This is a genomic window from Consotaella aegiceratis (assembly GCF_036541425.1).
GTDB lineage: Bacteria > Pseudomonadota > Alphaproteobacteria > Rhizobiales > Rhizobiaceae > Consotaella > Consotaella aegiceratis.
The window spans coordinates 82,391-97,008 of the sequence record NZ_JAZHFT010000011.1 but is presented as its reverse complement, the minus strand read 5'-3'; the positions used below and the strand labels follow the sequence as shown (position 1 = coordinate 97,008).

Annotated in this window: 10 protein-coding genes and 2 pseudogenes; 9 read left to right on the top strand and 3 right to left on the bottom strand. The window is 66.2% G+C overall.

The features are described 5' to 3' along the window. Nucleotides 1-2 precede the first annotated feature (2 nt). A complete protein-coding gene (locus tag SMD10_RS10135; protein ID WP_331685566.1) occupies nt 3-1,097 on the top strand; it encodes a four-carbon acid sugar kinase family protein in 1,095 nt (364 codons plus the stop codon). 5 nt (nt 1,098-1,102) lie between these two features. Beyond that, entirely contained in the window at nt 1,103-1,849 is a 747-nt protein-coding gene (locus SMD10_RS10130; protein WP_331685565.1) for a FadR/GntR family transcriptional regulator, read from the top strand. Nucleotides 1,850-1,912: 63 nt separating this feature from the next. Here the strand turns inward: SMD10_RS10130 and SMD10_RS10125 are convergent, their stop codons facing one another. The 3 genes from SMD10_RS10125 to SMD10_RS10115 form a co-directional block, all read right to left on the bottom strand. Continuing rightward, complete coding sequence (locus SMD10_RS10125) at nt 1,913-2,788, bottom strand: ABC transporter permease (protein WP_331685564.1); 876 nt, start codon at nt 2,786-2,788, stop codon at nt 1,913-1,915. Between the two features lies 1 nt (nt 2,789). Further along, nucleotides 2,790-3,710, bottom strand: a complete 921-nt coding sequence (locus tag SMD10_RS10120) for an ABC transporter permease (protein WP_331685563.1) — start codon at nt 3,708-3,710, stop codon at nt 2,790-2,792. Nucleotides 3,711-3,775: 65 nt separating this feature from the next. Further along, nucleotides 3,776-5,329 carry an ABC transporter substrate-binding protein gene (locus tag SMD10_RS10115; protein WP_331685562.1) on the bottom strand — a complete coding sequence of 518 codons (1,554 nt, stop codon included), beginning with the start codon at nt 5,327-5,329 and terminating at the stop codon, nt 3,776-3,778. Between the two features lie 134 nt (nt 5,330-5,463). Here SMD10_RS10115 and SMD10_RS10110 point away from each other — a divergent pair, with 134 nt between their 5' ends. The 7 genes and pseudogenes from SMD10_RS10110 (at nt 5,464) to SMD10_RS10080 (ending at nt 14,616) form a co-directional block, all read left to right on the top strand. Continuing rightward, a complete protein-coding gene (locus tag SMD10_RS10110) occupies nt 5,464-6,597 on the top strand; it encodes an ROK family transcriptional regulator (RefSeq protein ID WP_331685561.1) in 1,134 nt (377 codons plus the stop codon). Beyond that, on the top strand, nt 6,597-8,057 hold the full coding sequence (locus SMD10_RS10105; protein WP_331685560.1) for a M81 family metallopeptidase: 1,461 nt from the start codon (nt 6,597-6,599) through the stop codon (nt 8,055-8,057). Before SMD10_RS10110 ends, SMD10_RS10105 begins: the two co-directional genes overlap by 1 nt. After that, a complete protein-coding gene (locus tag SMD10_RS10100) occupies nt 8,054-9,091 on the top strand; it encodes an ABC transporter ATP-binding protein (RefSeq protein WP_331685559.1) in 1,038 nt (345 codons plus the stop codon). Before SMD10_RS10105 ends, SMD10_RS10100 begins: the two co-directional genes overlap by 4 nt. Further along, nucleotides 9,088-10,092: an ABC transporter ATP-binding protein gene (locus SMD10_RS10095; protein WP_331685558.1), complete on the top strand. Its 1,005-nt coding sequence runs from the start codon at nt 9,088-9,090 to the stop codon at nt 10,090-10,092. Before SMD10_RS10100 ends, SMD10_RS10095 begins: the two co-directional genes overlap by 4 nt. Nucleotides 10,093-10,227: 135 nt before the next feature. Next, a pseudogene (locus SMD10_RS10090) lies at nt 10,228-12,081 on the top strand (ABC transporter ATP-binding protein). A gap of 24 nt (nt 12,082-12,105) precedes the next feature. Beyond that, nucleotides 12,106-13,635, top strand: a pseudogene (locus SMD10_RS10085) (ABC transporter substrate-binding protein). 57 nt (nt 13,636-13,692) lie between these two features. Further along, a complete protein-coding gene (locus SMD10_RS10080; RefSeq protein WP_331685557.1) occupies nt 13,693-14,616 on the top strand; it encodes an ABC transporter permease in 924 nt (307 codons plus the stop codon). Nucleotides 14,617-14,618 lie beyond the last annotated feature (2 nt).

Sequence of the window (14,618 nt, the reverse complement as noted above, 5' to 3'; positions counted from 1 at the left end):
GCATGATTGCGGATGACCTGACCGGTGCGCTCGATGCCAGTGCCCCGTTCGCGCAACGCGGGATCCGGGCGGCGATCCAGCTGGACCCGGCCGTACCGGCCGACGATCTCCCCGCAGACCTCGGACTGCTGTGCATCAACACCGCCTCGCGCGAATTGCCGGAAGACGAGGCGTGCCGCCGTGTCGCCGCCGCGGCTGCGACGCTCGATCGCTTTCGGCCGGACATCGTCTTCAAGAAGATCGACTCGCGAACCAAGGGACACGTGGTTGCCGAGAGCCGGGTCGTTGCGGCGGCGACGGGTCGCAGCACCGTTCTGTTCTGCCCGGCCATCCCCGATCTCGGCCGCACGGTCTGGGATCAGTGCCTGTTCGGCGTCGGTGTCGACAAGCCCCTGCCGCTGCGCCCGCTGGCCACGGCGATCGCCGTGGCTGCCGAGATCCCGCAGGCCGCGACGCAGGCCGACCTCGATGCCGCGGCGCGACTGCTGACGGCGCGGCCCGAGGCGACGCTCGCCGTCGGCGCCCGGGGCCTAGCCGCGTCTCTGGCGACGTTGCTCGGCCCCGCCGCGCCAGATGCCGCAGGCCTCCCGTTCCGGCCCCGGCTTCCGCTTGTCTTCGCCATCGGATCGCGCGATCCGATCACCATCGCCCAGTCGGACCGTCTGACGAAGGCTGCGGACGTCATGGCGATCAAGGCGCCCAACGGGCACCTCGCCGACGGACCCTGGTCTGCCGGGCTGACGCTGATCCGGGTCGTGGCCGGTGACGAGCCAGAAGACGGCCGCACGGTTGCCGAGCGTTTTACGACCGCGCTTGCAGATAAGTTGTACACACAAACGCCGAGATGTCTGCTTGTCAGCGGCGGGGAAGTTGCCCAAAGTCTTCTCCGAGCACTCGATGTGCGCTGGATCGAGGTTCTGGGCGAGGCTCTTCCGGGCGTTCCTTTCATGCAGCTTCGGATCGGCGGACGCGAGGTGACGGTAATGACCAAATCAGGCGGATTCGGTGATCCTGAAACCCTGGCGAGGCTGGCAAATGCATGCGCGACGGCCGACCCCGAGCGCGATCCCCCCTTCGTTCAAGCGTTGTTCCAGTGATACAGATGAAGCAGGCTCCCAATCCCGAAGCAAAGACGCAGGACGCGCCACGGTCCCGGGCTCTTTTTTCCAATCGCGTCTATCATTTGCTGTCGTCCCGAATCGCCAGCGGCGAATATGCCGCAGACCAGAAGCTGCCCAGCGAGAAGGAGCTCGCGTTGCAGTTCGACGTCTCGCGGCCGATCGTCCGCGAGGCCCTGGAACGGCTGCGCCGCGACGGACTGATCTATTCGCGGCAGGGCGCGGGAAGCTTCGTGCGCCAGGTGGTCGAGCAGCGTCTGCTCGGATTCCCACCGGTCGAGACGATCGCCGACATCCAGCGCTGCTATGAATTCCGCCTGACGATCGAACCGGATGCCGCGTTCTTCGCGGCCCAGCGGCGCAATGCCGAGGGGGTCGAGAGGATCGCGGAAGTGCTGGAACTGCTGCGCAACGCCACCCGCCAGCAGCGCCATCGCGAGGATGCCGACTACGCATTCCATCGCAGCGTGAGCGAAGCCTCGAACAACCACTACTATGTTTCCGCGATGCGGGCGCTTCGCCCGCATATCGGCGTGGGCATGAAGCTGCACGGCATGGCGCTGATGATGCCCAGTCACGACGGCCTGCAGAACGTCTTCGAAGAGCACACCGGCATCTACGAGGCAATCCGCGACGGCGATGCCGAACTCGCCCGCGAGCGCATGCGCCAGCATTTGCAGGACTCGCGCGACCGCCTGTTCGAAGGCCGCCTTCTCGACCTCTCCCTGTAAGCGACGCGTTCCGGCTGTCCGGCGGCTCCGCTGACGGGATAAAGAGGGCACCGCCCTTAAGGTTCAGGTGCGGGGATCGAGCAGGTCGCGCAGGCCGTCGCCCAGGATGTTGAAGCCGAGCACCATGATGGTGACGGCGAGCCCCGGGAACAGAGACAGGTAGATGTCGACGCCGAGATAGTTGCGGCCGGCGCTCATCATCGCGCCCCATTCCGGCGTCGGCGGCTGAGCGCCGAGGCCGAGGAACGAGAGGCTCGCGGCCGCGAGCACCACGGTGCCGGCCGTCAGCGTCGACTGCACGATGATGGGGCCGAGCGAATTGCGCAGGATGTGATCGAACATCACCCGCCAGATGCTGGCGCCGAGTGCCGTCGCCGCCTCGACATATTCCATCTGCTTGAGTCCGAGCGCGATGTTGCGGCTGAGCCGGGCATAGACGGGAATGGCGAAGATGCCGATGGCGAGCATCATGTTGAACAGGCTCGCGCCCAGCACGCTCACCAGGAGGATGGCGAGGATGATGCCGGGAAAGGCGAAGAGGATGTCCATCACCCACATGATCACCTGATCCAGGCGACCGCCCAGCGTGCCGGCGATCAGGCCGAGCGGCACGCCGATGGCGCAGGAGATGCCGACGCTGATCACCACCTCCAGCAACGAGATGCGCGCGCCGTAGACGACGCGCGAGAAGATGTCGCGGCCGAAATCGTCGGTGCCGAACCAATGCATCGCCGAGGGTCCGGACAGCGTGTTCATCAGATCCTGCGCCTCCGGGGAGGTCGTGGCGATCAGCGGCGCGAAGATCGCGACGACCACGATCGAGCCGACCAGCAAGGCGCCGAGCACGAGATTGGCGCGCCGCACCATCCAGCGCGCCACGATGAAGGATCGCGAGCGCGGCTTGTCCGCAACGATCGAGGTGTCTTCGGCAACGGTCATGTCAGGCCAGGCGGATGCGAGGATTGATTGCGGCGATCGCCATTTCGGCGAGGAAGTTGACCATCACCACGCTGACGACGGCGATCAGCGTCACAGCCTCGATCACCGGATAATCGCGATAGCGCACCGAATCCACCAGCAGGCGGCCGATCCCCGGCCAGTTGAAGACCGATTCGGTCACCACCGCGCCGCCCATGATCGAACCGAAATTGAGCCCGACGATCGTGACGATGGGAATGAGCGCGTTGCGCAGCGCGTGGCGCCGGTAGATGGCCAGTGGGCCAAGCCCCTTGGCGCGTGCGGTGCGGATGAAGTCCTGGTTGAGAGTCTCGATCATGGAGGACCGCGTCATACGGGCGATCAGCGCCGTGGGCAGCGTGCCCAGAGCGATAGTCGGCAGCACGTAGTGCCGCCAGGATCCGGCGCCAAGCAGCGGCAGCCAGTGCAGTTCCACCGCGAAATAGTTCATCGCCATCAGCGCCAGCCAGAAATTGGCGACCGACGCGCCGGCGATGGCGAGCAGCATGACGATCTGGTCGATCCACCTGTTGCGGTAGACGGCCGCCGCCATGCCGGCCGGCACGCCGAGACAGATGGCCATGGCGTAGCTCGTCAGCGCCAGCGTGAACGTATAGGGAAAGCGCTCCGCGATCTCGCTGGTCACCGGCAGGCTGGAGTGGATGGAAACGCCGAAGTCGCCTTTGATGGCGTTCAGCAGAAAGGCTAGATACTGCAAGACCAGCGGCTGGCCGAGACCGAGCCGGATGCGCATCGCCTCGACGGCGGCCTCCGGCGCCTCGGGCCCCGCCATCATGCGGGCCGGATCGCCAGGCAGCATGCGAATGGCGATGAACACCATGAGCGACACGCCGAGAACGATCAACGGCAGCGCCAGGAGCTTTCTGGCTACGTAGGTCTTCACCGCCGCTCTCCGATGCAAGGTGCGAAAGGGACGGGCCGAGGCCCGCCCCCATCAGGATTTCGAACTCAGGAGGACTTGTCCACATAGGCGGCGCGGACGTCGCCGCCCGGCACGACCCAGATGCCCTCGATACCCTTCTTGACGCCGACGAGGTCCTGCTTGACGTAGAGCAGCACCATCGGCGCCTCGGTGTTCACGATCCTCTGCGCCTGGTCGTAGAGCTCCTTGCGCTTGGCCGGATCGGCGGTGCTCGCCGCTGTATCGAGCAGCTGGTCGAACTCCTCGTTGGAGAAGAAGCCCAGATTGGCGCCGGCCGGAGCCCAGCTGTCGGTGTCGTAGAGCGGGCGAAGCTGCTGGTCGGGATTGAAGCCGCCCGACGACCACGACGCGATCACCGAACCCAGATTGTCGGCCTTCTTGGCATCCGGATCGTTGAAGGCGGCCTTGGTCCAAACGCCGCTTTCCAGCGTGCGGATCTCCAGCTTCACGCCGATCTTGGCCCACATGCCCTGCAGCGCCTCGGCGATGTTGGCCTCCGGCTCCTGCACGGCCACCGACATCGAGAAGCCGTCCGCGACGCCGGCCTCTTCCAGAAGCGCCTTGGCCTTGTCGACGTCGTAGGGATAGGGCTGCGCTTCATCCAGGTGATAGGGCGGAATCGGCGCGAGCGGCGAATCGGCCGGCGTGCCGTAGCCACGGAGCAGCGCCTGGACCAGGGCGTCGCGGTCGGTGGCGTAGTTGAGCGCCTGGCGCACCTTGACGTCGTCGAGCGGCTCGATCTGGACGTTGAGCGCGATCCAGAACACGGCCGACCCGCTCTGGGCGATCAGATCCATATCGGGGTTGTTTTCCACACCCTGGGCAAACACCGGCGGCAGCGGATTGACGATGTCGGCATCGCCGGTCTGCAACGCCATGTTCATCACCGACTGCTCGGCCGACCAGGTCCATTTGAGCTGCTCGACCTTGGCCTTGTCGCCCCAATAGTCGGGATTGGCCTCTTCGAGCACATAGTTGCCGGAACTCCACTCGACGAACTTGAACGGCCCGGTTCCGACCGGCACGCGGCCAAGATCGCCCTTTTCCGCTTCGGCCGGAGAAACGATCGAGGCCTGGGCCGAGGTCAACAGGTCGAGAAAGGCGGGATAGTTGCGCGTCAGCACGATCGTCAGCGTGTGCGGATCGCTCGCCTCGACGCTCTGAAGCAGCGGCCGCAGGCGCCCGGCCCCAGCCAGGCCTAGCGATTCGTCCATCAGCCGCTCGAAGGATGCCTTGGCGGCCTCGGCGTCGAAATCCGAACCGTCATGAAATTTGACACCTTCGCGCAGATGGAAGGTCCACGTCAGACCGTCTTCGCTGACCGACCATTCGGTCGCCAGCGATGGATGAACCTTCAGGTCCTCGCCACGCGCGACCAGTCCCTCATACATCGGCTCCAGCACGTCGCCGGTGAACGTCGCCGTCTGATCAGCGGGATCCATGCTGCGCGGCGGTTCGGACTGCAAAATGGTGACCGTCGTCTGAGCCTCGGCGCGGACGATCCCCGCCGTTGAGCCGACGACGGCGAGGCAGGCCAACGCGATGCCGCGCAGGGCCAGAGCTTCGACGTGACGTAGCATGGCTTTTCCCCTTCCTTTAATTCACCGAAACCGGAAACCAATCCTAGTTTGGTTTCCATTCACCCACTTGACGGCCCTATTGGTTCATGTGTTGAAATAAGTGTCAAGCGAACGTTTGGGATGAAAGTTTAAGCATGTTCAGCCCCGCCCAACTGCAATTGCTGCGTCTGATCAGCGAGGCGGGGCCGCTCAGCCGCACCGAGCTGGCCGCGCGCACCAGCATGAGCAAGGCGGCCGTGTCGATGCTGACCCGCGAGCTCGTGGACAAGGGCATTCTGATGCCGACGGAAACCGTCCGCGGCACCGGGCGGCCGGCGATCCGGCTGGGCCTCGATTCCTCGTCGGCCTATTTCGTCGGCGTGTCGCTGGTGGAGACGCCGGTGGTGATGGTGCTGGCCGACCTCCACGGCGAGGTCGTGCGCCGGCATGAGATCGGCTGGTCCAACGACCCCACCGAGATCGGCCGGCTGATCGCCGGCGGACTGCCGGAACTGACGGCCGGCGGCGAACAGATCTCCGGGGTGGGTGTGGCGCTGTCGGGATACGTCGATCCGTCGCAGACCACCTGCCTCAAATCGACGCTGCTCGGCTGGCAGGACGTGGCCGCCGCCGGGCTCATGGAAGCCGAGATCGGCCTGCCCACGGCGATCGAGAACGATGCCAAGGCGGTGGCGCTGGGCGAAAAGCTGTTCGGCGCGGCCCGCGACAGCCGCTCCTTCAGCCTCATCTCGGTCGGCGACGGCATCGGTTGCGCCCATGTGATCGACGGCCGCCTCTATCGCGGCTTCCGCGGCGGCGCCGGCGAGATCGCCCATGCGACCATCGAGCCTGACGGCCTGCCCTGCCGCTGCGGCAAGCGCGGCTGCCTCGACACCGTCTCCTCGCTGATGGCCATCCGCTCCAGCGCCCGCGCCGCAGGCCTACCCGGCGAGGTCGCGGCCTTGGAACGCCTGGCCGGCGCCGGCAACGGCGAAGCGATCGCCATCCTGCACCGCGCCGGCGCGGCCCTGGGGCTCGCGATCGCCCAGATCATCCAGATCATCGATCCCGAGCGGATCGTCGTCACCCATTGTCACGGGGTCCTCGACGGGCTCTACGGCACGGTGACACGCACCGCCATCGAGGCCAACGTGCTGCCGCGCGTGGCCGGCGAGATCGACATCCAGTTCCGCCACGTCTCGAGCGACGTCTGGGCGCGCGGCGCCGCCAGCATCGCCGCCGACAAGTTCCTGTCCAATCCCATTCTTCATCCAGGGGAGGCCGCCTGATGCGCATCGCCGTCGGAGGCATTCATGTCGAGTGCAGCACCTACAATCCGGTGCTGATCGAAGAGCACGATTTCCGCGTGGTTCGCGGCGAAGCGCTGACCGCCGACGCCCGGTTTGCCTTTCTCAAGGACTACGACGCCGAGTTCCTGCCGACGCTGCATGCCCGCGCGGTCCCCTGCGGCCCGGTGAGCCGCAGGGCCTACGAGGCCTTCAAGGCCGATTTCCTGGCTCGACTCCAGGCCCTGGGGCCGATCGACGGGCTCTATCTGGCCATGCACGGCGCGATGAACGTCGAGGGCATGGACGATGCCGAGGGCGACTGGATCACGGCGGCACGCGCCGTCGTCGGCGACGCCGTGCCCGTCTCGGCGAGCTACGACCTGCACGGCAATCTGAGCCAGCGCATCATCGATGCGCTCGACATGTACTCGACCTACCGCACGGCGCCACACATCGACGTCGAGGAGACCATGCGGCGCGCCGTGACCATGCTGGTCAGGAGCATCGAGACCGGAGAGCGGCCGATCCTGCTCTGGGCGCCGATCCCGCTGGTTCTGCCGGGCGAACGCACGTCGACGGAGGATCAGCCGGCCAAGCGCCTCTATGCCGGGCTGCCCGCGCTCGACGCCCTGCCCGGCATCTGGGACGCCTCGCTGAACGTCGGCTACGTCTGGGCCGACGAGCCGCGTGCCACGGCCGCTGCGATCTTCACCGGCACCGATCGCGACGTGCTGGAGACCCAAGCCAAGGCGCTGGCACAAAGCTATTGGGACGTGCGGGACGAATTCGCCTTCGGCCCCAAGACCGGCAGCATCGAGGACTGCGTCGGCTGGGCGATCGCCTCTGCGACCCGTCCCGTCATCCTGGCCGATTCCGGTGACAACCCGACCGGCGGCGGCGTCGGAGACCGCGCCGATGTGCTGGCCGAACTGATCCGCCGCGACGCGCAGGACACCGTCGTCGTCGGCATCACCGACCGCCCCGCGCTGGAGGCCGCGTTCGCGGCCGGTCTCGGCGCGACGCTGTCGCTTGCCGTCGGCGCCAGCCTCGATCCTTCGAGCCCGCGCGTCACGGTGGAGGCCAAAGTGCTGCGCCTGGTCGATGCGGCAGACGCATCCGAACGCGAGGCGGTGGTGCGCTTCGGCGGCATCACGCTGGTTCTCGCCGCGCGTCGCCGCCCCTATCACGACATCGCGGATTTCGCGCGGCTCGGGCTCGATCCGAAGACGGCCGGCATCGTCGTGGTCAAATCCGGCTATCTCTCGCCGGAGTTGGCGCCGATCGCCAATCCGAACCTGATGGCACTGTCGCCGGGTGTCGTCGACCAGGATATCGAGCGCCTGCCGCGCCCGCGCAAGGCGAAGCCGACCTGGCCGTTCGACAAGACCTTCGAATTCGAGCCGCAGGTCGCTCTGTCGGCGCGGTCGGCGGCACGGCTCGGAGTACCGGCGAAGTCATGAGCCAGGGCGAGCCGGTCCGAACGCCGACTACGGCGCCGCCTGTCCTCTCCGTCGAGGGGCTGAGAACCTATTTCGACACGGATCGCGGCATGGTGCGCTCGGTGGACGGCGTCGACCTGTCGGTCGCGCGCGGCGAGACGCTGGCGCTGGTCGGCGAGTCCGGATCCGGCAAGAGCGTCACCAGCCTGTCGCTCATGCGGCTGATCATGCCGCCGGGCAAGATTGCCGGCGGCCGCATGACCTTTATCGGCGACAGCGGCCCGATCGATCTCGTCCAGGCTTCGGAAGCCGAGATGCGGCGCGTCCGGGGCAACCAGATCGGCATGATCTTCCAGGAGCCGATGACCTCGCTCAATCCGGTGCAGACCTGTGGCGACCAGATCGCCGAGGCGATCACGCTGCACCAGCGCAAGGGCCGAAGCGCGGCGCGCGAACTGGCCGTCGAAATGCTGCGCAAGGTCGGCATTCCGGCGCCCGAGGCCCGCGCCCGCGATTACCCGCACCAGATGTCGGGCGGCATGCGCCAGCGCGTGATGATCGCCATGGCGCTCTGCTGCCGGCCGGCCCTCCTGATCGCCGACGAGCCGACCACGGCGCTGGACGTCACCATCCAGGCGCAGATCCTGAAGCTCATGAAGGATCTGCAAGACGAGATCGGCATGGCGATCCTCTTCATCACCCACAATCTCGCCGTGGTGGCGGAAGTCGCCGACCGGGTGGCGGTGATGTATGGCGGCCGCGTCGTCGAAGCGGGCGACGTCGACGCCGTCTTTTCTCATCCGCGCCATCCCTACACCAAGGGATTGCTGGAAAGCGTGCCGCGGCAGGGCGCGGGCATGGTCGATGACAAGGGCCGGCGGCGCCTGCACGCCATTCGCGGCACGGTTCCGAGCCCGCTCAAGCTGCCGCCCGGCTGCGCCTTCGCGCCACGCTGCGACTATGCGATCGACGCCTGCCGCGCCGAGGTGCCGGCCTTGATGGCGACCGACCAGCCGGACCATCGCGCACGCTGCGTCCGCTGGGAGGCCGTATGACGATGTCGCTCACCAGCCGCACCGCAAAGGCGCCGCTGCTCGAGGTGAAGAACCTCAAGACCCATTTCCCCGTAACCGAGGGCATGCTGTCGCGCACCGTCGGCCATGTCCACGCCGTCGACGACGTCAGCTTCACCGTCGACCACAGCGAGGTGGTGGGTCTGGTCGGCGAATCCGGCTCCGGCAAGACCACGGTCGGACGCTCGCTGATCCGCCTGACGCGCGCCACCGATGGCGTGATCCGCTTCGACGGCAAGGACCTCACGACGCTCTCCGACCGGGCCTTCCAGCCTTACCGGCGGCAGATGCAGATGATCTTTCAGGACCCTTTCGGCAGTCTCGATCCGCGCAAGCGCGTCGACGCGATCATCGGCGAGGCGCTGTCGATCCATCGCCTCGGCAAGCGGTCGGAGCGGCGTGGCCGCATCGCCGAACTGCTGCGGCTCGTGGGTCTTTCGGAGGAGGCCATGCGGCGCTATCCGCACGAATTCTCCGGCGGCCAGCGCCAGCGTATCGGCATTGCCCGGGCGTTGGCGGTCGAGCCGCGTTTCCTGATCGCCGACGAGCCGGTGTCAGCGCTCGACGTGTCGGTGCAGGCGCAGATCGTCAATCTGATCCAGGATCTCCAGTCGGACCTCGGGCTGTCGCTGCTGTTCATCGCGCACGATCTCGGCGTGGTCGAGCATCTCTGCGACCGCACCATCGTCATGTATCTGGGAAAGATCATGGAGACGGGACCGACGCGTCAACTCTACGCCGCACCGCGCCATCCCTATACGCGCGCCCTGCTTTCGGCCGCCCCCTCGCTCGACCGCGACGCCGCGCGCGAGAAGCAGGTACTGGAAGGCGAGGTGCCGAGCCCAATCCATCCGCCGTCCGGCTGCGTCTTCCGCACCCGCTGCCCCTACGCCATCAAGGACTGCGCGGAGATCGTGCCGCCGGCCGTCGAAGTCGGACCGGCGCATGTCTCGGCCTGCATCCGGACCGAGCTTTTCCAATGAGAAGGGCGGTCTCCGACCAGCGCCGATGGGCGCATGCCCTTGATTTGCGCATTCCATCTGAACAATTCGCACGCTTGTATACAAAATGTGCAATATACGCTTGGACTCTGGGATCATAGAAGCTAAGAATGCAATATGACCCTTTCTGAAGGCGCGCCCGCGCTACTTTGCGTGCAAGACCTCAGCGTCGATTTCGGCGCCAACCGCGTCGTCGATCGCCTGAGCTTCGAGGTTCATCCGGGTCGCACGCTGGCCATCGTCGGAGAATCCGGCTCGGGCAAGTCGGTCACCTCGCTGTCGATCATGCGGCTCGTGGAGTTCATGCACGGCCGCATCGCCGAAGGCCGGATCCTGTTCGACGGCGCGAGCGGACCGGTCGACCTCGTCAAGCAGCCGGAAAAGGCGATGCGGGCGATCCGCGGCAACGAGATCGCGATGATCTTCCAGGAGCCGATGACCTCGCTGAACCCGGTCTTCACCGTCGGCGACTAGATCGTCGAGGTCCTGTCCCTGCACGAAGGGCACAGCCGGGCCTCCGCCCGCGCCGAAGCGCAACGGCTTCTCGAACTCGTTCGTCTGGCCGACGCGCGCGACCTTCTGCGGCGCTATCCGCACCAGCTGTCCGGCGGCATGCGCCAGCGCGTGATGATTGCCATGGCGCTCGCCTGCCGGCCGAAGCTCCTGATCGCCGACGAGCCGACCACGGCGCTCGACGTCACCATCCAGGCGCAGATCCTGACCATCATTCGCGATCTTCAGCGCGAACTGGGCATGGCGGTGATCTTCATCACCCACGACATGGGCGTCGTCGCCGAGATGGCGGACGACGTGGTCGTCATGCACCAAGGCCACAAGGTCGAGGAGGCGCCGGCCCTCGAGCTCTTCGCCCAGCCGCGCTAGGCCTATACCCGGGCGCTGCTCTCGGCTGTGCCGAAGCTCGGCAGCATGACCGGCCAGCCCCTGCCCCGCCGCATGCCGATTACGGTGATGGAAGATGGCGCCGCGCGCACCCTTGGCGAGGAGCGCATCCACGACACGGCGCGTTACGACCGCCCGCCTGTCGTCGCCATCGACGATCTGGTCGCGCGCTTCGACATCCGCAAAGGCCTGCTCGGCGGCGTCACCCACCGGGTGCACGCGGTCGAGAAGGTGAGCTTCGAGATCTATCCCGGCGAGACGCTGGCGCTCGTCGGTGAATCGGGCTCGGGCAAATCGACCATCGGCCGCGTCATCCAGCAGTTGCAGGAGCCCACCGGCGGCGACATCCGCTTCGACGGCAAGCGGGTCGCCGACATGGGGCGAGCCGAGCGCACGAGCCTGCGCCAGAAGGTGCAGTACATCTTCCAGGATCCCTTTGCCTCGCTCGATCCGCGCAAGACGGTCGGCTTTTCCATCGCCGAACCGATCCGCACCCACGGCCTGCTCGACTCGTCCAAGGCGATCAACGCCCGCGTGCGGCAATTGCTGGAGCGCGTAGGCCTCGAACCCTCCCATGCTCAGCGCTATCCGCACGAATTCTCCGGCGGCCAGCGCCAGCGCGTCTGCATCGCCCGCGCGCTCGCCTCCAACCCCAAGCTGATCATCGCCGACGAGGCGCTCTCCGCACTCGACGTCTCGATCCAGGCGCAGATCATCGATCTCTTGATGGAGTTGCAGGAAGAAGAAGGCCTCGCCTATCTCTTCATCAGCCACGACATGGCGGTGGTGGAAAAGATCAGCCACCGCGTCGCGGTGCTCTATCTCGGCTAGATCGTCGAGTTCGGCCCGCGTCAGGCGGTGTTCGAGAACCCCCGCCACTCCTATACGCAACGCCTGCTCTCCGCCGTGCCGGTCGCCGAACCCGGCCAGCGCAAGAATCGCCCGCTTCTAGAGGGCGAGATCGTCAGTCCGGTGCGCGCTGTGGGCGACGAGCCGCAGATCCTGGCCCTTGCCGAAGCCAAGCCCGGCCATTTCGTCGCCGCCGAGGCGCCCCTCGTCCTTTCCGCCTGATATCCGCAACCCAAGGAGCCCGCCATGCCTTCGACGAAACGCCTCCTGTCAGCCGCCCTGCTGGCGACCGTGTTCGCCCTGCCCTCCGCGTTGCCTGCCCAGGCGGCCGGCGACCTCACCGTGTCTTCGCCGCAGGATCCGGGGAGTTGGGATCCGCTCGACACCTACCTGATCAACTGGGCGTCGGTCGCCACCAACATCTTCGAAGGCCTGACCTATCGCGGGCCGGACACCAAGCTGGTGCCGGGTCTGGCCACCGAATGGACCGTCTCGGACGACGGCAAGACCATCCGCTTCAAGCTGCGCGAGGGCGTCACCTTCCACGACGGCGAGCCGTTCAACGCCGACGCGGTGAAGTACAGCTTCGATCGTCTGTTGGGCGAGGAAGGCGGCAAGGGGCCGCAGCAGTCGAACTATACGGTGATCGACAGCGTCGAGGTGATCGACGAGAGCACGGTCGACTTCCATCTGAAGGAGCCCGACCCGGTGCTCCTGACCAAGCTCGCCGGCTACGGCGCGATGATCGTGCCGCCGAAATACATCGAGGAGCACGGCGACGAGTACTTCAACAACAATCCGGTCGGCACCGGCCCGTTCAAGTTCGTCTCCTATGCGCCGCGCGAGTCGATCAAGATGGAGGCGAACAAGGACTATTGGGGCGACGTGCCGAAGCTCGACACCGTCACCTATCGCTTCATCCCCGAGCCGTCGACGGCGGTGGCCGAACTGCAGGCCGGGCGCGTCGACATCGTCATCCCGCCGACCATTCCGATCGGCATGATCCCGACCATCGAGGACGACCCGAACCTGTCGATCGTCAGCGTCACCGGCCCGACCGTCGCGGCGCTGCGCTTCAACACGCGGGACGGCATCACCAAGGACGAGAACGTGCGCAAGGCGCTGATCATGGCGGTCGACCGCCAGGCGATCATCGACTCGATCCTCGCCGGCCAGGCCAAGCCCATCGCCAGCTTCCAGGGCCCCCTCTCCTTCGGCAACGATCCGGCAATGGAGCCCCTGCCCTACGATCCCGGCAAGGCACAGGAACTGCTGACGGCGGCCGGCGTCCAGCCGGGGGCGACTGTCCAGATCGACGTGCGCGGCAACGACGCGACCTTCGGCGAGGTGGCCCAGGCGATCGCCGCCTATCTCTCGGCGGTCGGCATCACCGCCACCATCAAGCCTTACGAGACCAACGTCTTTCTGAACGACATCATCCCAAACGGGCGCACCGGCGAGATGTTTCAGCAGGGTTGGGGCGGCTGGACCTTCGACTACGACAACACCGCCTATCTGATGTACCACACCGGCGAACGCTGGAATCCGTATGACAGCGATCCGGACCTCGACAAGATGCTGGAGGCCCAGCGCGGCATCACCGACAAGGATAAGCGCGAGAAGATGCTGTAGGACATCGCCCACTACACGGCCGACCGTGCGCTGGAGATGCCGCTCTACAACATCAACGCGGTCTACGCGATCAACAAGCGGGTGAAGAACTTCGACGCCGCGCCGGACAACCGGATGCGTCTCAACGAAGTCACCGTGGAATAGAACTGCAAAAGGCCGCCGGCGCCACGCGTCGGCGGCCCATGATTGTTGGATCGCATCGTGGCGCGCTTTCTTGTCTATCGCATCCTGCAGGCCATCTTCGTGGTGTTGGTGGTGACGCTGATCGTCTCCTTCGCCATCCGCCTAACGGGCGACCCCGCGATCATGCTGACGCAGGGCGCGGGCAGCGTCACCGAGGAGGATCTGGCGCGCATCCGCGAAGCGCTCGGTCTCAACCAGTCCTTCCTCGCGCAATATATCGGCTTTCTCAAAGGGCTTCTGGTCGGCGATTTCGGCCGCTCCTTCATGGGGGGCACGCAGGTCGGCATGCTGATCGGCCGCGCCCTGCCGGCGACGCTGCTTCTCGCCTTCGCCTCGTTGTTCGTCTCGATCGTCATTTCCATTCCGCTCGGCATCAAGGCCGCCGTGTCGCGAGGGCGTTGGGCGGACCAGTTGATCCGCATTCTGTCCCTGATCGGCCTGTCGTTCCCGAACTTCTGGCTGGCGATCATGCTGGTGCTCCTGTTTTCGATCACCTTCCGGCTGCTGCCGCCGAGCGGCATGGAAGGCTTCAAGAGCTTCGTCATGCCCGCCGTGACCATGGGCATCATCCTGACCGCGACCAACGTGCGCCTGGTGCGCACCACGATGCTGGAGACGCTCAGCGCGCAATACGTCATGGTGGCTCGCGCCAAGGGCCTGAGCGAATCCGTCGTGCTCTACAAGCATGCGCTGCGCAACTGCGCGATCCCGCTGATCACCTATTTCGGCCTGCAGTTCGGCGGCCTGCTCGGCGGCATCGTCGTCATCGAGCGGGTGTTCAACTGGCCGGGCATGGGCACGCTCGCCTTCGACGCCGTGGCGTCGCGCGACTATCCGGTGCTCCAAGGCGTCATCACGGTGCTGTCGCTGCTGATCATCGGCGTCAATCTAGTGGTCGACATCGCTTACGGGATCATCGATCCCCGCATTCGCACGGAGTAGCC

Bases quoted from the DNA above. Each gene is read 5' to 3' on its own strand.
- SMD10_RS10125 (WP_331685564.1), bottom strand. From the start codon at position 2,788: ATGACCGTTGCCGAAGACACCTCGATCGTTGCGGACAAGCCGCGCTCG.
- SMD10_RS10110 (WP_331685561.1), top strand. From the start codon at position 5,464: ATGTTCAGCCCCGCCCAACTGCAATTGCTGCGTCTGATCAGCGAGGCG.
- SMD10_RS10115 (WP_331685562.1), bottom strand. From the start codon at position 5,329: ATGCTACGTCACGTCGAAGCTCTGGCCCTGCGCGGCATCGCGTTGGCC.
- SMD10_RS10130 (WP_331685565.1), top strand. From the start codon at position 1,103: ATGAAGCAGGCTCCCAATCCCGAAGCAAAGACGCAGGACGCGCCACGG.
- SMD10_RS10105 (WP_331685560.1), top strand. From the start codon at position 6,597: ATGCGCATCGCCGTCGGAGGCATTCATGTCGAGTGCAGCACCTACAAT.
- SMD10_RS10100 (WP_331685559.1), top strand. From the start codon at position 8,054: ATGAGCCAGGGCGAGCCGGTCCGAACGCCGACTACGGCGCCGCCTGTC.
- SMD10_RS10095 (WP_331685558.1), top strand. From the start codon at position 9,088: ATGACGATGTCGCTCACCAGCCGCACCGCAAAGGCGCCGCTGCTCGAG.
- SMD10_RS10135 (WP_331685566.1), top strand. From the start codon at position 3: ATGATTGCGGATGACCTGACCGGTGCGCTCGATGCCAGTGCCCCGTTC.